Raw genomic sequence first — 20,254 nt, 5'->3', positions numbered from 1 at the left:
GATGGATGCGAAAGCTATGAAAAAAAATATTGCAATGACAGTACTCGCCCTGACAACGGGCGTGGGACTGGTGCATGCGGAAGAGTGCCAATTGCCGCCACAGCAGGCCAATTCTCCTCGAACCGAAGCGCTATCGAAAGAACTTTCCAAAACAAACGCCTGTAAGACAGTCAAGGGAATTTCAGCAAAATCACTCAAAACAGTATGGCTGGCGCTGCTTGATACCAAATCAACGGGTGGCAAGCGCTTCGAGACACCGCCGCCTATGGGTACGCCAACGGGGAAGGTCTTTGCTCTCGGCGACAAAGTACCTTTCGATGTAAGCGCGGTCGCGCAGGAAGGACTTGTGAGTCTTACTGTCACGGCAGAAGGCACAGGAAAGGCCCTGAAGCTGCCGCAATATGTAGCGGGCCAAGCGTTATTGATTGAGAAAATGCAACCCGGTACTAGCTATAACTGGATACTGGTTACACGGAAAGAGACTTACCGGGGTAGTTTTGAGATTCCAGAAGCGGACGAGCTGCAAGAGATGAATGGTAAGTTGACTGAGTTGGATGCGCAGGGTTTATCGTCGGATGTGAAAGCGATTTATCAGGCAGCCATTTTTGAAGAAGCAGATTACTACTTTAATCGGGACATGATTTTAGCCTCTTTACGCAACGGCAAAAAGTGATTAACCCGATGATCTGTTTGGCGTACTAATTTTGGATGACGATTGATGACGTACACTGTATTGACGCTGAAGAAGCGCGGCTCTATTTCACTGCCCACGAAGATGATTCTGCAATGTAGCATCGGCATCATTGCACTATCGTTATTATCGCCAGCCAATAGTGGCGAAGATCAATCAAAGACCGATCCACAGGTGAAGCAAGAAAACGCCGAAGTTCAACCTGCATCCGAAAAACCGTCTCTCTTTAAATCGATTGGCAATTTCTTTTCTGGCGGTGCTAAATCAAAAGAAAATGAAGCCAAGGGCGATACAAGTTCTTCGGCCTCCGCAGCAAGTGCATCCTCGACGGCTACCTCTACGGCCTCCTCAAGTGCTTTCAGTATCATCGATATTGATACCTGGTCGAGTGTGTCTAACGTCGTGCTAGATCCGGTGTGCAAACAACCGATTCAGCCCTTTGGTATCACCGATAACCTGACGTCACTCGGTATGCTTGCAGCAAAGCTTAAGTTGAAAAGCTTTACGGATAGTTTAACGAAGAATGGACAGCAGCCTGTTGCGGTCAAAGATATCGTGAAATTAGCCGCGAGAAATTTAAATTGGATGCCAATGGAATTTGAAAAGCAAATTGGCGAGGGCAGGGTGCCACAAGAGGATGTGCTCGATGAAAACAAAAATAAAGAGATCAAAGCCGTTTATGCCAAATCAAGGGCAATTTTGGCTGACATCTTAAAAAGCATTCCAGAAAACAATCCCTACGATTTTAAAATTTTGGTGGTAAAAACAAGTTTTACTAATGCTGTTGCCTTACCCGGCGGCATTATTCTGGTAGATAGAGATTTGTTCAAGAAGGGGATGCCGGAAGAGTATCCTTACTTTGTCATCGCCCATGAAGTCTCACACGTGTTGCAACGGCACCAGACCCGCGCTTATCAAGCGCAGTTAGCAGACGGCATTGATTCGATCGATAATTTCAGAAAATTAATCAGCGATACCTCGCATGCCAATCCAACTGCGGTCCTCGGCTACGCCTCCGCCTTGAAGAGTATGGTGGTGAATTACTCAGAGCAACAAGAATTGCAGGCAGACAGCTGTGCTATCCGTTTAATGAAAGCGCGATATCCTGATCAAAAAATCATTCAAGAAAAAATATCGAAAGTAGAACAGCGACTGGGTCCGATCGTACCTGAGATTCCTGATGATTCGAAGGATCCTGCATTACTCAAACAATTGCACTTTTTGGGTGATGGTGTGATGGAGCGTCATCCTAATACGCGTAAGCGCAAAGAGAATTTCCAAGTGACGATCAAAGCGATCTATACGTCATGATAGGACTCTCTCGCGTTGTGTCTCATGCGGTTGGTTCGGGGAAGTGTTGGATGCGTCGTCATGATAGTCAATGGTGACGTCTTTCTTTAGAATAGGGGCATCTACTCCAACCAAAGAGGTGCGCGATGTTGACGACACGGTTCAGTACGGTTTTCGGTCTGCAATCACCGATTGCCCTAGCACCGATGGCATTGACGTCTGGCGGAGCACTGGTTGCTGCCTGTGCGCAAGCGGGGACGCTCGGGTTGTTGGGCGGTGGGTATGGGGACGTCGCTTGGGTGCAAAAAGAGCATGCATTGGCGCTTTCCTTACTTTCCCATTCGCCAGGCGCGTTAAGTCGGTTTGGGTGTGGCTTTATTACTTGGCGCTTGCACGAAGATGCCAGTGCGCTTGATTGGCTACTTGATCAGCCTCACACCCCTGCTGCACTGATGTTATCTTTTGGCGATCCGCGTCGCTATGCCGCGAGAATCGCCCGTCGCGGTATTCCGCTTATTTGCCAAATCCAACGTATTGAGCAACTTCCCTTGTGCCTTGAGGCGGGGGCCGCAGTGATCGTTGCACAAGGAATCGAGGCGGGTGGTCACGGGATGAACAGTCTCGATGGTCGTTCTACAGTGAGTCTGGTACCGGAAATGGCAGATCAGTTACAACAACGGTCGCCGTCGACGCTATTGTTGGCCGCTGGGGGTATTGCTGATGGACGTGGATTGGCCGCAGCCTTGGCCCTGGGTGCCGATGGTGCATTAATCGGTACACGTTTTTGGGCAACAAAAGAAAGTCTCGCGACAGAAGCTGCTGTCAAGGTAGCGCTTGAGACCAGCGGCGACGCGACCGCCCGTTCTCCAATTTTTGATATTCTCCGTCGTAAAAATTGGCCCAACGAATTTAACTTCCGTGCCATTCGCAACCTGCTGCATCAGAAGTGGGAATCCCATATGCCTGCATTGATGGCATCGCCGGAGGCGGCAAGACACGACTACGATGCAGGTGTTGCTGCCAATGATTTCGATCGCGCCCACATTACGGTTGGCGAAGCGGTAGGGCTCATTCACGACTACCCAGCGGCAGCGGAGTTAATCACCAGAATCCATCAACAAGCCACCCAGCTACTGTCTCGGTAAGATGCGGTTACTGATGCCTTGTGCACATCATTGAAATATATTAGGTAAAATCCTTTGGTGTTCAGCCACTGTCCTGTGTTCTTTCATCCGTTGAAAAGAAGAGGCAGTCTGCCATCGCGGTTTTATTTCACTTGATTGCTGCATAAAGGACTCTACCAATGATGAAGCGTCGCCAATTTTTGATCAAAGCACCGATGGGGGTACTGGCAGTTGCCAGTGCGGATCGGGTCAGCGCGCAGGCTACACCAAGCGCAACAGCAAACCCAATGCCAACGCCAACGCAAGCACCCGCAGGCGCACCGCCTGTGTTTGGTAATGCGCCGGCCTTCGGTCCCGAGGTCTCGCCGGCTACTTTTGCCGAAGCAGAAAAGCTCATGCAAGTGCAACTTTCTGAAGCTGAGCGACGCATGGCGAGTGAAAGCTGGCGTAGTTTGATGGCGGGTATGCTGGAACGACGTACTGGACCGCGCACAACAACGTTAGAGAGCACCGATGTCCCTGCATCACAATGGAACCCCGTCTTACCAGGTATACACATCGCTCCAACGAAAAACCACTTTGTACGTAGTCCGCAGGGTGGACGACCACTCCCCGCGAGCGATAGAGACATTGCCTTTGCGCCGGTCCATCAATTGGCGTATTGGATTGAGCACCGACAACTCAGCGCAGAGCGATTAACGCGGATCTATCTCGAACGCATCCACCGCTTTAATCCTACCCTTCGGTGCGTCATTACGCTGACCGAAGAACATGCCCTAGAGCAAGCTCGGCAAGCGGATCGCGAGATTGCTGCGGGTAAATACCGTGGACCGCTGCATGGTATCCCGTATGGCGTTAAAGATTTACTCGACACGGCAGGCATTCCCACGACCTACGGCGCTGAACCGTTCCGTGACCGAATTCCCACGAAAGACGCCGCGGTGATGCAGCGTCTTCATGCTGCTGGTGCCATCTTGATTGCGAAACTCAGTCTGGGAGCGCTTGCGCTCAATGACATTTGGTTTGGCGGTCAGACAATGAACCCTTGGTTAATCGAAGAGGGGGCATCAGGATCAAGCGCCGGTCCGGGCTCTGCTACGGCGGCGGGCTTGGTGGCGTTTTCGATTGGCAGTGAGACCGGCGGTAGTATCGTGAGCCCCAGTATGCGTTGTGGCGTGACGGGATTGCGTCCTACATTTGGTCGCGTGCCACGCACCGGTGCGATGACGCTGTGCTGGTCACTGGATAAGTTGGGGCCAATGACACGCTCCGTCGAAGATGCAATGTTGGTGCTCAAGGCGATCTCTGGTCCGGATGCAGGTGACGCCGCTAGCGTGTCTGCACCACTCGCATTTAACGCTGGCGCTCCTGTACGAGGTCTCAAAGTGGGATACATTGCGCAGTGGATGAAAGAAGACCCCGCCAATGAAGTGGATCGCGCCGCGCTGGATGCGGTGAAGGCGCTTGGTATGATACCCGTGCCAGTGACCTTGCCGGATTGGTCTTATGATTCGCTTAATGTCATTCTTTTTGCGGAAGGTGCGGCGGCATTTGAAGAGCTAACGCTTGACCACCGCTTGGATCAATTGAAAGAACAGGTCCCCGACGCATGGCCCAATATCTTCCGAAGTGCCCGCTTTTTGTCAGCGGTCGACTTGGTGCAGGCGGACCGACTACGGCGCAAAGTGGCGCTTGAAATGGCACGAATAATGAATGACGTTGATCTGCTCTTAGTGCCGTCGTTACGGGATGAGATGCTGGTGATTTCAAATAATACGGGCCATCCTTCTTTGACCTTGCGGACTGGCTTTGTCAATGTGTCAGAAGCCCGTAGTGACTGGGCACCCGATCCAGCACATCCTCTGCCACAATTTTCTCCACCTCGTCGTGTTCCTTACGGTGTGACCTTGATTGGACGCCTGTTTGATGAAGGGACCATCGCGCGTGTTGGCCTGGCCTTGGAGACATATTGCGCAGTTGCTGATGAGCATCCACCAGGCTTTTGATGCGACATGTCCGCCATGACAGACCATTGTCATAGCGGACATGTTTCCTTGGTAGCAGATACAGCGCGATGACTTATTGCTGTATCTGCACACAATAACTCAATGATCCTTTTCCACCCGGATTGAGACCGCCCTGTGCGCCACTTGTGGCACCAGGACTATCGGTCATCGACCACGTGACTCCGCCTGTACCGCCGACATTGGGTGACGTCGTGACGGCACAACTACTGATCCCCGAAGTAGGCAGCGCAACACAGAACGCATTTACAAACGAGGTGTACGCCGGAATTTGATCGTAGACCACGAGTTTCGTCATCGGCGACGCGCTGGCATTGGTGTAGGTAATTAAATACTGCACAAACTGACCTGGCGTGGCATTGATTTCTGTTGCGTAAATATCTGAGACGTTGAGTGTCGACTGATTAGCATTGGCGGGACAAGCACTCACAACACGGAGCTGTTTGGTCAGCGATAAATTCGACGTGCCAACGGATGTGGTGTTGATCAAGGTGAAGGTTTGCTTCATGACACCAATCGTCGGCTGAGGCGTGTAGGTCTCTGTTGCAGTGATCGTTGTTGTGTTGACGGTGTTATTAGTGGCGTTGGGGGCACTGGTGACATTGATCAACAGACAGATCTGATCACCTGCTTTAACACTGATCGGCGCAGTAATGATCGTGGGGTTACTTGCCAAAGAACCCGAGCAAGAGGCGTCACGATAAATCACAGAACGCCAATTTTGATTGGGTAAATTTTGTGCGTCACTGGTGGTAAAGAGAACCGAGGCGGCATTGCCCGCGTTGTAGACATGAGCGTAGGTCACAGCGCCGTTGATCGCGATGGTTTTGCTCGCGTTGCCGGTGAAGGTACTTTGATTCACTTCGCCTAAGACAATCGATCCATAATTGGTACTGGCGATCGCGTTGAAGGTTAAGGTATCCGTTGCGGCGTTATAGGTACCACCCGTTGTGCCAACATTACTGCTGACCGCGACAAAGCCAGCGCGCGGCGTTTTTACAATACACATACTTCCTGTTGTCCCCGTTGGTACCGTTAGTCTGAATTGACCCGCGCCATTTGTGACTGTGGTACTGAATGTGGTTGCGCTGCAGTTCGTCAATGTGATGGTGACGCCAGGTATTCCGGTTTCAGCACCATTTTGAATACCGTCATTAGCGATACCGCCGCCTTTACCGTTATCTAACAAAACGATTCCGCTCACTGTGTTACTTTTTGGGGATTCAGTATAAGTACATGTCACCCCATTCGTGACATCCGCTGGTGTCAATGTAAAGCGAGCAGGGAAAACAGACGTAGCAAGGTTGCTACTGTTGTTACATGAAACGGCAATCGAGTAATTCGCATAATTGAGAGAAGGCGAGATTGTGGGGGCCGGAAGAATGATCGTTTGTCCTGGCTGGATATTGCCCACAGTGCTTCCGCTCGTGGTGTTGCCGGTTGTTGTTGCGGACGAACTCACGCTGGCATCAAGTAATGCGCCTGCGGTTGTGATTGTTGCGGTATCACCGGTTGTTGAACCAAGACCCCAGGTATTGTTGAGTTTTAAAAGACCAAACAGCGTTAATTTCACCGTACCCGGTGTTTGCGTATTGATAGCACTCAAATAGCCACTGGGAGCAACGATATTTGAAAAACTGCCATTGAGCGCCCCAGTATAAGTTGCAATCGTATATGACCCCGTAGGTACACCTGCATTCAGCGTGACATTGAGCGTTCCGCCAAGTGTTAGGTTGCCACTGACATTCAATTGATTCTGGCTCGTTCCCACATTCGCGTTAAACACAGCTCCGCTATTGAGTGAAGTCGTTCCCATACCTAAATTGCCTATGCCACCGGACCCTGGCGAGAGCACGCCGCTGCTGTTGACGATTAATGCGCCTGCATTTGTACCTGTTCCTGTTAATAAACCACCATTAACTGATATAAAAGTACCCAAAGTACCAGCGAGATTCAGTGTTCCTTGTACAAGTACCGTCGGACCAGTGTAGGTGTTTTTACCCGACAGCGTTAATGTGTTATTGCTTGCGATGAATAATCTGCCTGATCCGGTGATATTGCCGCTCAAAACTTGTCCTACGCTACCAGCCCATGTCATGGCTGTATCATTTATGATTGTTGCGGAAGATGCACCGTTATCGATGAGACCTCCAAGCGTAATACTGCCGGTACCATTCAATCTCAGGCTATTCGTTGATACCGTCAGAGGAGAGTTAATGATCGCTGTCGAAGTACCGATATTTGCGATGGTGAGTGGTCCAGTAGCATTTAATGTACCGCCATTGAGTACATAAGAAGCACTGCTGCTATTAAAGTTAATCGTTGTGATGTTTTGAGTCCCGGATACATTCACTACGCCCGGTTGCGCATTGGTACTGCCAAACACCGCCGTTCCTGCATTTGCCCATAGTCCACTTGATATGCCTGGGGCAGGATTGTTCACCCAATTGTTGTCGGTTAAGTTCCACGTTGAACTTGTTGTTCCAGACCAATAGTTGCCCGGTGCTCCGGGTATATTGATGATCGTTACGCTTCCATTACTACCTACACGACCAGGTAGAGAAGTGTCAGTTTGGCCGCTACCCCCTTGATTTCCTACCGATAAGATAGGCGTTCCAACAATGGCTGAAATGGCTAAACCATAACAGCTTGTTCCTCCTCCGCCACCGGTAGCGTGCGTATTGAAATCGACTCCATCCGAACCAACGAGGCCACCAACGTAGCCTCCACCACCACCGCCCCCACCGCCGCCATCGAGCGTTGCAGAACCGCTATGGCCTCCGTTTCCAGAAATACTGCAATCGACAACCGCCGTCAATGAAGTACTCGACGATCCAGATAATCCAAAAAAATTACCCGATCCACCGCCACCGCCACCGCCACCGCCCGCATGCAAAACCGTCGTTCCTCCGAGCAATAGTGATGTACCACCCCCACCTCCACCACCGCCACCACTGAAGCCAATGGCAGAGGCACCGTTACCATTACCACCATTACCTGCGCCCGCACCAGCAAATCCACCGGAAAGATCTTTTGCATAAATACCGCCGCCGCCGCCTGTTCCGACGATGCCCGAAAGAATTTGACCCGGACTAACATTCAGTTGGGTAGTCAGTGCCACCCCTGGCCCTCCATTGCCACCATAACTCGTCGCTAAACTAGCCACTCCACCGAACGCATCTGCTCCACCACCTCCTCCGCCAGCACCTGAGATGATGACTTGTACCGAATAAACGCCTGGAGGGACAGTATAAGTCCACGTGCCAGCAGTTGATGTTGAGTACAAGTTGTTATCGGCCTTCGCTGACATGCTCCAGACAAGCAATAATAAGAGAAACAGTGTCAGCAAATGCCGCCTAAACATTTTGCGATTGCGCATAGGTTGGTGATCTCACTTCAAAGCAACTTCATCCATTCTGGTACGCAAAAAATTCGTCAATCGCGTTCATGGAAACGCATTGCATATGACAAATAACGGTGTTTCATCGCAATCGTTTTTGACGCGATTTGTTGACGTGCAATTCATCGACACGTGTGACATTTTTGCGCTGATTGATAGCGTTTTAATTATAGACAGGGATCTGATGTGAACGATTATTTTGAAATGAAATAATTGAATACAGATGTTTTTTGACCAAACTTTTTCTTTTAAATTCAATCAATTTGTTTTCAAGCATTATCGATTCATAACGTCTTGATCAGTGAGCGTTTTCAGAAATGCGACGACATCATCGATATCTTTTTCTGTCCAGATAGGTTTTCCACCACGCGTGTTATTCATTGGCAAATCGATGGTGTTGACATTGCCACGTTGTGCTGGTGGAAGATCATCAAAAGACGTGACATGATTTTTTGTTGTCGGGTACCATTTTTCTGGATTGGTGTCGCGCTGAACATAAAATGTCAACGCTTCTTTGAGTGAATGAAAGTATCCGTTATGAAAAAATACTGCACGGCTCGCCACATTGCGTAACGTTGGCGTTTTAAAAAATCCGCATAGATTATCGTTATCTGTGAGGTCTTTTCTGATTGGTCCACAAACTCCTTTATCATAAAAATGGGGATCGTCATTTGCCTTGATGTTGTGATTGCGGGGAACGCCCAAGGCTTCATACTGAAAATTCGTCAGCAACGGATGTGAACCATCTTGTCCTAAGTTATTGCTGTGGCAGCTTGCACAGTTACCTTTGTTTGGATCATTAAATAAACGCAGACCACGTAGTTCAGCATCATTGAGCGTCGCTTTGCCATCGAGAAACGCGTCGTACTTGCTGGTGAAAGGATGAAAGCTTTCATCACTGATTTCAAATTGTTCGATCGCCATTAAGGCATCTTGATAAGCCTTCTGTGGCGTATTAAAAATGTCAGTCCCAAATACCGCTTGAAACTGATGCGCATACGGCGCGACGGCTATTTTTTTAACGATGTCTTCTATCGATGTATTGGCCATTTCATTAGCGGCCATCAATGGAAATGCTGCTTGCTCATGGAGCGTATTGACGCGACCATCCCATGTGAAACCACCGGACGGCGATTCTATGCCTTCACGAATTCGCTCACCCAAACTTCTGACATATGGGATATGCCAAGCAGGTGTGCGGTCGAGCACGTAACGCAGTGAAGGAACCGCTCTCGTTCCTTGTTGATCCAGATGCGCACCGCCTAACTGTACCGAGAGTGCGTTATTGGGCCCATAGGCAAAAGCAGGATCATGGCAGCTTGCGCAAGACTGTTGTCCGGAAGCGGATAAGGTTTTATCGTGAAAAAGCTGACGCCCGATTTCTGCAGCGCGCTTTTTATCCAGTTCAATATTGACGTTGTTCGCTTTTTTATTCTCTTGTGTTTGAATGCTGGTGTGATCACCACATCCGTTCATGACAACCAAGAAGAGAATGAGCAATGACATGCGTCGTGCTAGTTTCATTGCAGTCATGTTGAAAGCGATAGGTCGTGATGCTGAAAAGGTGAGAGTCATAGCTTCTGCAAGAATGCGTTGATGTACAACGAAATAGAAAACAAAACAAAAATCAAAACAAAAAGCACAACAAATCAGGCAGAAAACTGACTGACTTGTTGTGCAATGAAGATCAGATTATTTGAACACCACTGCGTCATCACCGATGCGTTGTAACGTTGAATCGTTCGCATAGCCCAGATATGCATTCACTTTAAAAATCTGTTCTAACGATCGTAATAACGAATAATGATTGTATGGCGTTGTCGATACCGACCCCGGTTTAACAAAGGGAGACAACACAATCGCCCCCACATTATCGCCACCGTAATTATTCATCGCGAAGGTCAGATTCACACCGGAAGGCGATACCGCTGCTGAAGGCAAACCAAATGCGGATGCATAGGCTTGTGGCAAAGAGAGCTGATACGTCGTTGGGCGGGAGCTTGCTAAGTTAGGACCTGCTTGTTGATTACAGCAGATCGCCCCTGGGTAGGTCACTGTCAACGAATTAATCAATTTGTTCGCATCAAAGCCAAAGGTATTGGTCGATTCGCCTTCATCAAAAGTGATCACAATCATCCCATCTTGTTGGTACGCAGGAGATGCTTGAATAATCGGGATCCAATATTGCAGGAAAGCGTCTGCCGATTTCAACCCACCAGGCTGGCCGTTCGCGCAAGGCGATTTACCTGTACCGTCACCATCATGGCCGTCGTTACACAGATTCGGCGTAATGAACACAAGGTTTGGCGTTGTGCTGTAAGAGCTCAGATCTTTCGCTAACTGCGAGTTAGGCCCAGGTGTCGTCGCCGCAACGGCAGGTGATGTTGTGGCCGTAGGAATGTAGGTTGGCAAGCCAACGACATTGCAAGTCGCATCAAGCGAATGAAAATACGGGAATGGATTGTGACGCGTCGCATAAGCATCGCCGTAAGGAACTGCTGCACTTGGCGCTTCGGAGGTCGTCGATGGATCATAGACAATCGTGCTTGAACCTACTGGCGCTGATGTCGGATGACCACAAGAACCAGCAGGCTCACGGGCAGGGTCGTTGCCCATATCTTCCATGTAGCCTTTCCATGTTAAACCCGCTGCCACTAGCTGATCAGGCAAGGTTTTAACAGAAGCAGGATACACACAGCCGCCGCTCGCAATGACTTGGCCATCGCTGGTGGTGCCAGTTTGATTGACATCCAAAAACTGTTGCTTCGCGCCTGCAAACAATTTCGATAGACCGCCAGGCACGCAATCGTTGATGGTATCAGGCGTTGCCGCTTGACCGCTCAGCAGCGACACATAGTTATCCAAACTGACGTGGCCAGTACCATAGTAATTCGAGAGCAACGCGCCCTGAGGAACCAAAGTTTTTTGCATATACGGGTTTTGCGTGCTCGTGCCAAAGGTGTCGCTGTATCCGTGATTCTCCAACATGATGACAAAGACGTGCTTGATATTACTTGCCGAAGTTGTTGGTACGCCGAGTGGCGGTGGTGGCGTTGATGTGCTGCCACCGCTACAAGCAGCCAATAGCAGTGATGCGGCGCTGATCAAGCCAGCGAGTGCATAAGTGAATGTTTTTGTGGGCTTCATGGTTATCCAAAGTTCATAGAGAAGGTGAAAATTGCGACAACAATGAAAACATACAAATATGTCTTTTTTATGACGACATACAAAATTGTATGTTTTTTGAGAAAAAGAGGACTTAAAGAGTAAAAAGACAATTCACCGAGAGGGTGGAGGCACGATTGATGAGGGGCAGAAGAGCGACTTGAACCTAGGCGGCGTTGAAAATGTCAGAACGACAGGACCATCCTGTATCGATGATCGGGATGGTGACTGCTGAACAAGTAGATGAGGTGGATGAGGCAGATCAGGTAGATCAGGTAATTCAGAGAGAGCAGAGAGCGTACATCAACAAAAAAACGACTCCCTACTCAGGATCAGCGTCGCTTTTGTTTAATGCGTCAACAGGCCCCGCTTCGCGTCGCACACGAACCATCTCAGTCGTGCGCGCAGCCAACTCAGGAGGAATCGGCAGAAATTGCAGTATCCAATCCAACATGCTATTGAGCTTCTCAGGCGTAAAGTCCTTGTCAAAGCTATACATGCTGGCACCCTGCAACAAGCAACGCAAGGCCGCCATCTCGGGAGTGATATCCCCCTCAGCCAGCCCCAGAACACGCTGATTGGCACTTCTCATAATCGGATCAATCGTCGCCAACAATGCAGCATCTCCCCTTGCCGCCATCGATAATTCCAGCATGGCACGGGTCGCCTCAGACGGTGGTCGTGAACGCATACTCATCAGAAAAAGATACATGCGTGAAGTCGGCGACAAATGCCCCAATGACTCCACCATCTTTGCATCCTGCGCAATCACCGCTTCAAGATAGGCAGGAAATAGGTCGTATCGACCTTTAGGAAATTGGTAACGAAACGCCCCCCGAGTGCATTGACATAATTCGCAGAGATGCTCTTCGCTCCACGAGGCATAGCCCTCGTTACTGAGAATATATTGTGTAACGTCGAAGATTTTTTGCCTAGTGCGCTTTGCCTTAGGCGTAGACACATGCGTTTCGGGATTGATCATTTTTTTATTGATAACTATATGACCGTATTATGTCATAAAACCGCCCCCCACTGAACCGCACCATCCTCCAACCGCCCTTCCAAAAATGTGATGCAAAACAAGCATTTAGCCACAGATCAGGACTGATATGCGAGCGTTTGGCATTGGGGGAAACATGGGCGAAGAAAATGAATGGCAAAAACAGAAAAGCCGCTTAACAAATTTCTCTGTTAAACGGCTTAATTCTTGGTGGCCCGGGGCGGAATCGAACCACCGACACAAGGATTTTCAATCATTGTTTCCCATCTTTTTTGGCGCTATGAGAAAATAGTTTTATTATGTAACTTCTTGATTTTATTGGATTAAGTGGTTTCTGTTGATTTCCGTTGGTTGCCATTGTTTGCCGTTGTGGTGTAGCCTATGCGTAGCCTAATCTAGAATAAGGATATTGTTATGTATGAGTTCCCAGATAAAGTAAAACTTACCAAAAGCGAAATTGATCGGTTGCCGTTTTCACCCGATAAGCAGAAAACTGTTCACGATACACAATTGCCAGGATTCGCTATTCGCATTGGTTCGGCAAGTAAAACTTTCATTGTCTATAAGCGAACGCCATATGGCGTTCCTAAGCGTGTAACAATCGGACGCTATGGACATTTGACCGTTGATCAGGCTCGTGTTTTAGCTCAACAGGAATTAGCAAAAATTGCTCAAGGCATTGATCCGAATCAGGTAAAAAAAGAAGCCATTGAAAAACATAAAAAAGATGCCCAAGTAGAAAGTCAAACATTGCAATGGCTATTAGAAGAATATAAGCAGGAACATTTGATTGATGAAAAGGGTGGGAAATCAGGCACGCTAACATCTATGAAATCGTGTATGGATTACATGAGCCAAAGAACCATTACTTTACTAAAAAAGAATCAAAATGATGAGTGGGTTATTGATCGGAAAATTGAGTTAGAAAGCTGGTTGAATCGTCCGTTCCGCCAAATAACCAGAGAAGAAATTTTGGAAAGATTTGATTATTTTAATCGGGCATTACCGACGAAAATATCAAAGAAGGGGTTAGCTCCAATTGTTCGGACCCATCAGGTTGCTTTCACACTTTTAAATTCGGCCTACAATTTTATAATTCCACGATTGCAGTTAGATGAAAAAGAAAATTTCAGGAATCCAGTAGATGTTTTAAAGGTATACAAGCGTTGGAAAGCTACGAATGTAAAAACTAGACATGTAGAGTTCCAAAAGGTTGAAATTGCAGATTGGTGGAATGCCATTGAAAAATATAGCGAAGTCAATCCAGTAGCGTCAGCATACATTTTATTTAGTTTGCTACAGGCTGGGCGATCTATTGATATTGCCAATATGCAGTGGAGCCAGGTAGATTTTGAATTAAATCAGGTAACTTATTTTGAAACAAAAAACGGGGAAGACTACACTTTTCCAATAAGTAAATTGGCTTGTGAAATTCTAAAAAAGCTTTGGGAAATTCATCTAAAAATTGATAAGGAAGCGAAAGAATATCCATTTGTTTTTGCGTATCCAGAAAGTGAAACTGGGCATATTCCGCAGGATGCACGACACCATTTCAAACAGCTTGAAGAACTCAGTGGGAAATTTGTCTCTCATCACGATTTACGCAGGACTTGGGGTAGTGCTGCCCATCTAATGCAAGCAGATGGACGGATAATTAATTATTGCTTGAAACATAAAATGACAGATGTTAATGTCCGTTATTTGCTGAGAAACCAAGGGACAATTCTGGATACTTTGCAGACAGTGGAAAATTTTTTCATAAGCCAAGTTGAAAAATTTCGCCAAATTAAAACGACTAAAAACTAATCTGCATTTGGTTCCCATATGAATACTGAAGACTTTTTATATAAGCTAAAAAAGCTGCCACCAGATACGCCAATGACTGCGATTCATATCGCAGCTATTTTAGAGACATTATCAGGCAACCTAAAAATAAAGGCTAATACTGATTTTGATAGCCTTTCTCAGTCAAAATTAATTGATGAAGAAATGCTCGCTGATTGGTTAGGTGAATCACCTTCAACCTTGCAAAAATGGCGAGTAAAAGGTGGCGGTCCGCAATTTGTTCGCCTACCAAAATCTGTTCGTTATTCTGTTGGAGCAGTTAGAGATTGGATTGAAACTCATACCGTATCTTCAACTAGTGAAGCTCATGTAAAGGGACTCACCAAATTTGAAACTGATGAAGATTTTGGAAAAAAAAGCTCTTCATTCTTCGATTTATATCCGGTCATTATTTATGAAAATAAATATCTCGGATTTTTCCGTAGTTTAGATAATGGCTGTGAAATTGAGCCTGATGGTTTTAAGTTGGTAAGAGTAATGACTCTTTCCGCTTTGCAGCCGCCGACAGTGCCAGAAAATCAAAACGAACTAAAAGATCTGTTGGTCGCGCTGAATGAAATGACGGAATTGATAGCAAAAAATCCTGCTGAAGCCAGAAAAAAATACGGTGACTGGGAAAAAAGAATGACCGATACGCAACGGTTGGGCTATTTTGAAACCGCATTGGCATTTAATCTTGATTTCGCAAAAGAAATTGGCAAAGATTTTTCTCGCAATTTTTTAGCAGAAAATTTTAATCCAACTCTCTGGTTTTGGAAAAATATAGTTGAGCAAGATGAAGCAAATTTTTGCCATGAAAACCCAGTATATGTATTTGAATATTTGAAAGAAATTGGGGTTGATATTAATCACGCAGCAGAAATTATTGATGCGCACAACAATGAAATTTTTTCAGGGACTGTAGCTCATATAATGGCAGATACCTTCGCTGAAAATTTTCACTTGAATTATCCTAATCAAGAGTCACCATACTACCAACAATTATTATTAGGCTTATTGGAAAATGGGCTTGATGTAAATACTGATGAAAAGTACGGCAAGAGTCCAATTTCAATTGCAGAAGAAATCAATCAATCAGACGGCGCTCAGATTAGTGTCTTCTCAAAAGTGTTGAGTGGTTTTCAGTTGAATAAAAAATTGCAAGCATCTTTACCAGAAAAACCTAAGAAGTCATTTAAGAAAAATCCATTTTAGTGGGTATTTGACTTAATCTGCTTTTCCCAATAAGTGTTTAGTAATTTTTTTTGCAGTTTCAAGATCTCCGCGGCGAATGCAGTCATTGATCTCAATAATGTTAATCGCTTCTAAAAATTCGTCATATATATTGTGTGATTTTAAAGCCTGAATGCATGGCTCACAAAGTAACAATCCTTTAACGAGGTATTCCATCTGAGCCATGCTTTCACCAACATCCATCGCAATTCGCCACATTGCCATAGCACCAGCTAATAATTTCAAACTTGGTTGAAAATAGCCATCGGTATAAGCCTTTTTTATCGCGTTGACTGTGGGATTGCACTCAGGTTTGGAAAATTCTAATTGTTCCCATTCAGCTTTTGGAACAAATAAATTAGCTAATGAACTGACCCGAATTGAATATGGTGCGCCACAGTCTCTAAAATTTTGCATTTCACCACAAATGGCATCTACCATGACCCATAAATGATCTGATTCGTGTGAGCGGAAATTGGGATTGATCTCAAATAATCGCCAAACTGGGATCAGTTCATTTTTTTCATATAGGCCAGATTGGAATACCGGCTTTGATCCTGGTACACGATCTGGCGTATCCACCAAATTCAGTCTAGTTTCATCTGGGCTTTTACCATGGTTCTGATACTTGTCCCATCGAATATCTGGTATGTCACCATCTAATTTAGCGCGGCTAATTGCAGTGTTTGCAGCGACTTTAAAAACAAGCCTATCAAGCTCACTAATGTTAGTTGCATTTTTGGATTTCAAAATATAAGTAAGCCATGCTTTTGTTTGCATGGTCTCCAATAAAGTTCTCCCAGGCCTTCCGTCTTTTTTCTTATTTTCCAAAATATTACTCCGACCAATATTGATGTGACTATTTTAACAAATTAGCTTAATCACGTCTCTTTGGGCAGAAACTTATATTTTCAAACCAATGAGTATTTATAGCGGGCGGAATAATCTATTAATCCTGATTAGGTAATCAGTACGGATTTTTTCTTTGGACAGAAACTTTTATTTTCAAACCAATGAGAAATTTTGAGTAAAAGAATATTCTCTTAATCGTGTTTCAGGTAATCGAAGATTGAAGAATAAATTCAGTGGAGCAGATCTTGAACAAGCATGTAGAAGCGAAATTATTATGATTGTGCTGTATTGAAACGAGAAATGATTTTGGAAAGAAACGAATATTTTCAAACCGTTGAGGATCCAATTAAGTAAGTACACAATATCAATACCAACTAAACAAAGGAGATAAAAATGAAGCGCTTAAAAAATTGTAATGCCAAGCAAAATATTTACTTTAAAAGTCATGAACAATTTTCAGTCAACGAGATGATGGAAGAAGACTGGGATGAATATCTTGATGCTGATACTAACGATGAATATACCGAGAGACATTACAAAATCGGTTTTTGGAATCTTGGAATGTATGGCGAAAAAATCATTCGAGCTTGTTCGGAAGAAATGGCGGAGGAAAACTTCCTAGATGGCTACAAATCAAAACTAGGTAACCAGCCTTACATCGCAAGATGTGAAACCCTTGCCGAAGTCAAAGAGAGAATTGCATCTTATGGTGATTTGATGCCATACAACGGTCAAACATGGGTAGAAGGCGATCCACGAAATATGTATTACGAAGCATTATATAACTGAGTAAATAATACCAAATTCAGCGATGGAAATTAACATCGCTTAATACTGAAGTATCTAGCAAAAAAAAGGAGCAGTAAAAAACATTTAAACGAAAGGAAATCGTATGAGAGTCATTAAAGATGCAATTCAAAATAAGCAGGTTCTATTAATTTTATATAAGGGCTTACCACGAATGATTGAAGCCTATATTTGCGGTAAGAACTCAACAGGTCAAGAGTTTGTTCGTGGCTATCAAATCGGTGGCACAAGTTGTACCGATGATATTGGATGGAAAATATTGGATATGAAAAAAATCCAAGCGGCGATTGAAATACCTGAACACCACTTCGCCAAACCAAGGCAAGGTTATGTCAGAAATGACCCAGTCATTACCACCGTTTATGCACAGGTGTAAAACAGCATAAGCAGTTAATAGCCCAAGACAATAAGAAAAAGTAGTGGGCTATTTAGCAGTCAATGTTGGAAGTAGTAGCGAGTAGTAGAAGTAAAAATACAGCGACCATGTCCCCCATAAATAGAGCGATTTTGCTGGAAGTAGCGGCAACCCAACATCTCAAAACTATCTGAGATTGGAAGTAAAAAACAAAAATGCAATCTACTATTTAAAAAGGGAAAAAATCATGGATAACTACCAAAAAAAACAATTAATTCGTTCTGCAATCTCAGGCATTGAAACCATCATTGATGTTTCAAACCTAGCCGGAATCCCATTAACTAAAACACTGAATGCAGAAAGCCTTAAATTGTGGGCTGATGTGATTGCAGCTTTGCACGAAGAAATGAGTGGCGAAGAAATGGGAATCATGTTTGCATTAATTCTTGATGTTGCTAACAGGGGCAACACTATCAGTGAAGTAAAAAATATTTGCATGATAGATATAGGCGACCAGTTTGCGATGCAGGTTGAATTAAAAACGAGACCTGAAGATGCAACGACAATTCATTAATACAACCAATTTACAGCGACTACCGTAGTGCAAATTAACCCCATTAAATGTGGTTATTGGTGGCACAAACGGCTCCATTTTGCAGGTGCAAAGTGTGAATCCACCGTCAAATGGAATATAACTGTGAAGGAAAATAAAATGAATAATACCGAAAATACCGATGTAAACTTTTTTGACCCATTTGGTGATGCTCCATTATCAAGCGGCGCGAGCACTTTGAAAAAACCAGAATTAAGAAATGAAATTACAAATGCTGTTGGTGGATACAGCGACATGGAAAGTGAGTTTGCTCTACTTCGTGACTTGAAAGAGTTTCGCGAAAAATATGCGATTATCAATCGCACAGGGAAAACATATATCTGCTGGGAAGATACATTTTTGCAGAGCCTTGAGTTTCAAAATATTGCGGATTTCCATAATTTTCATGCTCATCGTTATCACTATATTCCCCAAGAAAAAGCGAAGTCAGGCAAAGCTCGTGAAGATAAAAAAGTTTTAGTTACACAGGCTTTTCTTGAAGATAAATTTACCACTCGTTACGAAGGGATTGTATTTGACCCATCAGAAACTTGTGGGAAAAAGTACTGGAATTTATGGAGAGGTTTCAAAGTTAAACCAAAGCAAGGAAACATTTCACTTTTCTTAGATTTGATTGCTGCTTTGTGCAATGACGACCAAAGTTGTATGCAATATCTTTTAAATTATTTAGCACACATGGTTCAGAAGCCTGCAGAGTTGCCAGAAGTTGCCATAGTCATGAGAGGTGCACAAGGTATCGGTAAAGGTTCACTTATGAAAACCATTGGCGGTTTTACCGATAATTATAAGCATTTATCATCAACCCACACTTTAACTGGTGAATTTAATGGACACCTTTTAAATGCCTTCGTTATTTTTGCAGATGAGGCGGTCTGGGGCGGTGATAAATCAGCCGAAGGACGATTGAAAGCGATGATTACCGAAGACTTGAATATGATTAATGACAAAGGACGTCCAGCGATTCAAGTCAAAAATTATTCTCGTCTTTTTGTCGCTTCCAATGAAGAATGGTGTGTGCCTGTTGGCGAAGAAGATCGTCGCTTTTTTGTCATTGACGGTAGTTCTCGCTATAAGGGTAAAACTAAACCAGGTGAGTTCTTTTATCAATATAATGAATGGATTAAAAATGGTGGTCGTGAAGCGATTTTTTATACTCTTAAAAATCGTGACATTTCAGGATTTACACCACGAGATTTTCCTAACACCAAAGCCCGAATGAATTTAATGATTCGCAGCTTGCCATTGCCAGAGCGATTTATTTATGAAGTCTTAAATGGTTCAGCCTTGGTAGAGAATAAAACGATTGTGAAGGCTCCTGATGGTAGCCAAAGCCGTTGTTATCGTAATGCCTTCTATGCCGATTGCTTAGAGTGGTGCAAGAGCCTTGGATTTCGTTTTATGCCTAGTGCCGACGAAATGGGTAAAGCCATGAGCAAGGTATTTGCCTTTGAACAGGACAATCCTAACTGGCGATCTAACTGGAAGAGTAAAACGCAGGGTTATTTTTATCAGTTACCAAGCCGAACTGAATGTATGAAGCGATTCGCTTACAACCTTTGTAAGGCTGAACCAGCAATGGTGTTCTTTGACTATGAAGACGAGAGTGAATTGAAATCTAACGATGACAATTCAAATGTTGTGAATTTTCAGAAGCAAGCATAATTAACTTTGTTGAAGATGAATGAAGAGCCGAACGGCTCTTTTTTCATTTATGGAGTAGCCATGTTCAATTAACGCCTAATGCGCAGAACCGTGCAACCCAATACCAGCAACAGATATTTTTCTAAACCTATACCGGCATTTACTTTCCGCCGTGTAGAACCTAAATTCATCGTATTTATGCGGGTCGCAAAAGGAAAAACAGGTTCTGCTCGAA

Annotated in this window: 15 protein-coding genes; 10 read left to right on the top strand and 5 right to left on the bottom strand. The window is 45.1% G+C overall.

The features are described from left to right. Positions 1–16 precede the first annotated feature (16 nt). The 4 genes from ACO0K2_RS13130 to ACO0K2_RS13115 all read left to right on the top strand — a co-directional run bounded on the left by ACO0K2_RS13130 (position 17) and on the right by ACO0K2_RS13115 (position 5,111). A complete protein-coding gene (locus tag ACO0K2_RS13130) occupies positions 17–673 on the top strand; it encodes a hypothetical protein (RefSeq protein WP_423019497.1) in 657 nt (218 codons plus the stop codon). Between the two features lie 45 nt (positions 674–718). Continuing rightward, on the top strand, positions 719–2,002 hold the full coding sequence (locus tag ACO0K2_RS13125) for a M48 family metalloprotease (RefSeq protein WP_423019495.1): 1,284 nt from the start codon (positions 719–721) through the stop codon (positions 2,000–2,002). A gap of 125 nt (positions 2,003–2,127) precedes the next feature. Further along, positions 2,128–3,126 carry an NAD(P)H-dependent flavin oxidoreductase gene (locus tag ACO0K2_RS13120; RefSeq protein WP_423019493.1) on the top strand — a complete coding sequence of 333 codons (999 nt, stop codon included), beginning with the start codon at positions 2,128–2,130 and terminating at the stop codon, positions 3,124–3,126. Positions 3,127–3,284: 158 nt separating this feature from the next. Then, positions 3,285–5,111, top strand: a complete 1,827-nt coding sequence (locus ACO0K2_RS13115) for an amidase (protein WP_423019491.1) — start codon at positions 3,285–3,287, stop codon at positions 5,109–5,111. A 73-nt stretch (positions 5,112–5,184) separates the two neighbouring features. On the opposite strand, the gene ACO0K2_RS13110 is transcribed toward ACO0K2_RS13115, so the two are convergent. From ACO0K2_RS13110 to ACO0K2_RS13095, 4 genes are all read right to left on the bottom strand, one after another. Beyond that, positions 5,185–8,508 (bottom strand): hypothetical protein, encoded by a 3,324-nt coding sequence (locus tag ACO0K2_RS13110; RefSeq protein ID WP_423019489.1) that lies wholly within the window; start codon positions 8,506–8,508, stop codon positions 5,185–5,187. A 297-nt stretch (positions 8,509–8,805) separates the two neighbouring features. Continuing rightward, entirely contained in the window at positions 8,806–10,104 is a 1,299-nt protein-coding gene (locus ACO0K2_RS13105; RefSeq protein WP_423019487.1) for a cytochrome-c peroxidase, read from the bottom strand. A 117-nt stretch (positions 10,105–10,221) separates the two neighbouring features. Further along, positions 10,222–11,676: an alkaline phosphatase family protein gene (locus ACO0K2_RS13100; RefSeq protein ID WP_423019485.1), complete on the bottom strand. Its 1,455-nt coding sequence runs from the start codon at positions 11,674–11,676 to the stop codon at positions 10,222–10,224. Positions 11,677–12,016: 340 nt separating this feature from the next. Then, positions 12,017–12,655 carry a TetR/AcrR family transcriptional regulator gene (locus ACO0K2_RS13095; RefSeq protein WP_423019483.1) on the bottom strand — a complete coding sequence of 213 codons (639 nt, stop codon included), beginning with the start codon at positions 12,653–12,655 and terminating at the stop codon, positions 12,017–12,019. Between the two features lie 453 nt (positions 12,656–13,108). On the opposite strand from ACO0K2_RS13095, the gene ACO0K2_RS13090 reads away from it, so the two are divergent. Both ACO0K2_RS13090 and ACO0K2_RS13085 read left to right on the top strand, forming a co-directional pair. Next, the gene (locus ACO0K2_RS13090; RefSeq protein ID WP_423019481.1) at positions 13,109–14,500 is read left to right on the top strand and encodes a tyrosine-type recombinase/integrase; all 1,392 of its coding nucleotides are present in this window, start codon (positions 13,109–13,111) and stop codon (positions 14,498–14,500) included. Between the two features lie 18 nt (positions 14,501–14,518). Next, positions 14,519–15,733 (top strand): helix-turn-helix transcriptional regulator, encoded by a 1,215-nt coding sequence (locus ACO0K2_RS13085; RefSeq protein WP_423019479.1) that lies wholly within the window; start codon positions 14,519–14,521, stop codon positions 15,731–15,733. Between the two features lie 12 nt (positions 15,734–15,745). On the opposite strand, the gene ACO0K2_RS13080 is transcribed toward ACO0K2_RS13085, so the two are convergent. Next, positions 15,746–16,582 carry a hypothetical protein gene (locus ACO0K2_RS13080; protein ID WP_423019477.1) on the bottom strand — a complete coding sequence of 279 codons (837 nt, stop codon included), beginning with the start codon at positions 16,580–16,582 and terminating at the stop codon, positions 15,746–15,748. Positions 16,583–16,996: 414 nt separating this feature from the next. Here ACO0K2_RS13080 and ACO0K2_RS13075 point away from each other — a divergent pair, with 414 nt between their 5' ends. The 4 genes from ACO0K2_RS13075 (at position 16,997) to ACO0K2_RS13060 (ending at position 20,040) form a co-directional block, all read left to right on the top strand. Then, a complete protein-coding gene (locus tag ACO0K2_RS13075) occupies positions 16,997–17,392 on the top strand; it encodes a hypothetical protein (protein ID WP_423019475.1) in 396 nt (131 codons plus the stop codon). A 103-nt stretch (positions 17,393–17,495) separates the two neighbouring features. Continuing rightward, on the top strand, positions 17,496–17,786 hold the full coding sequence (locus tag ACO0K2_RS13070) for a hypothetical protein (protein WP_423019473.1): 291 nt from the start codon (positions 17,496–17,498) through the stop codon (positions 17,784–17,786). Positions 17,787–18,012: 226 nt separating this feature from the next. Then, the gene (locus tag ACO0K2_RS13065; protein ID WP_423019471.1) at positions 18,013–18,339 is read left to right on the top strand and encodes a hypothetical protein; all 327 of its coding nucleotides are present in this window, start codon (positions 18,013–18,015) and stop codon (positions 18,337–18,339) included. Positions 18,340–18,477: 138 nt separating this feature from the next. Further along, positions 18,478–20,040: a primase-helicase family protein gene (locus ACO0K2_RS13060; protein ID WP_423019469.1), complete on the top strand. Its 1,563-nt coding sequence runs from the start codon at positions 18,478–18,480 to the stop codon at positions 20,038–20,040. The last annotated feature ends 214 nt before the right edge of the window (positions 20,041–20,254 follow it).

It is taken from the genome of Undibacterium sp. MH2W (assembly GCF_049340215.1).
Lineage (GTDB): Bacteria > Pseudomonadota > Gammaproteobacteria > Burkholderiales > Burkholderiaceae_D > Undibacterium.
The sequence above is the reverse complement of the archived record's forward strand: the minus strand, read 5'-3'. Positions and strand labels throughout refer to the sequence as shown.

Coding starts and splice junctions, on each gene's coding strand:
- ACO0K2_RS13115 (WP_423019491.1), top strand. CDS start 3,285: ATGATGAAGCGTCGCCAATTTTTGATCAAAGCACCGATGGGGGTACTG.
- ACO0K2_RS13075 (WP_423019475.1), top strand. CDS start 16,997: ATGAAGCGCTTAAAAAATTGTAATGCCAAGCAAAATATTTACTTTAAA.
- ACO0K2_RS13065 (WP_423019471.1), top strand. CDS start 18,013: ATGGATAACTACCAAAAAAAACAATTAATTCGTTCTGCAATCTCAGGC.
- ACO0K2_RS13100 (WP_423019485.1), bottom strand. CDS start 11,676: ATGAAGCCCACAAAAACATTCACTTATGCACTCGCTGGCTTGATCAGC.
- ACO0K2_RS13130 (WP_423019497.1), top strand. CDS start 17: ATGAAAAAAAATATTGCAATGACAGTACTCGCCCTGACAACGGGCGTG.
- ACO0K2_RS13060 (WP_423019469.1), top strand. CDS start 18,478: ATGAATAATACCGAAAATACCGATGTAAACTTTTTTGACCCATTTGGT.
- ACO0K2_RS13105 (WP_423019487.1), bottom strand. CDS start 10,104: ATGACTCTCACCTTTTCAGCATCACGACCTATCGCTTTCAACATGACT.
- ACO0K2_RS13090 (WP_423019481.1), top strand. CDS start 13,109: ATGTATGAGTTCCCAGATAAAGTAAAACTTACCAAAAGCGAAATTGAT.
- ACO0K2_RS13125 (WP_423019495.1), top strand. CDS start 719: ATGACGTACACTGTATTGACGCTGAAGAAGCGCGGCTCTATTTCACTG.
- ACO0K2_RS13120 (WP_423019493.1), top strand. CDS start 2,128: ATGTTGACGACACGGTTCAGTACGGTTTTCGGTCTGCAATCACCGATT.
- ACO0K2_RS13110 (WP_423019489.1), bottom strand. CDS start 8,508: ATGCGCAATCGCAAAATGTTTAGGCGGCATTTGCTGACACTGTTTCTC.
- ACO0K2_RS13085 (WP_423019479.1), top strand. CDS start 14,519: ATGAATACTGAAGACTTTTTATATAAGCTAAAAAAGCTGCCACCAGAT.
- ACO0K2_RS13070 (WP_423019473.1), top strand. CDS start 17,496: ATGAGAGTCATTAAAGATGCAATTCAAAATAAGCAGGTTCTATTAATT.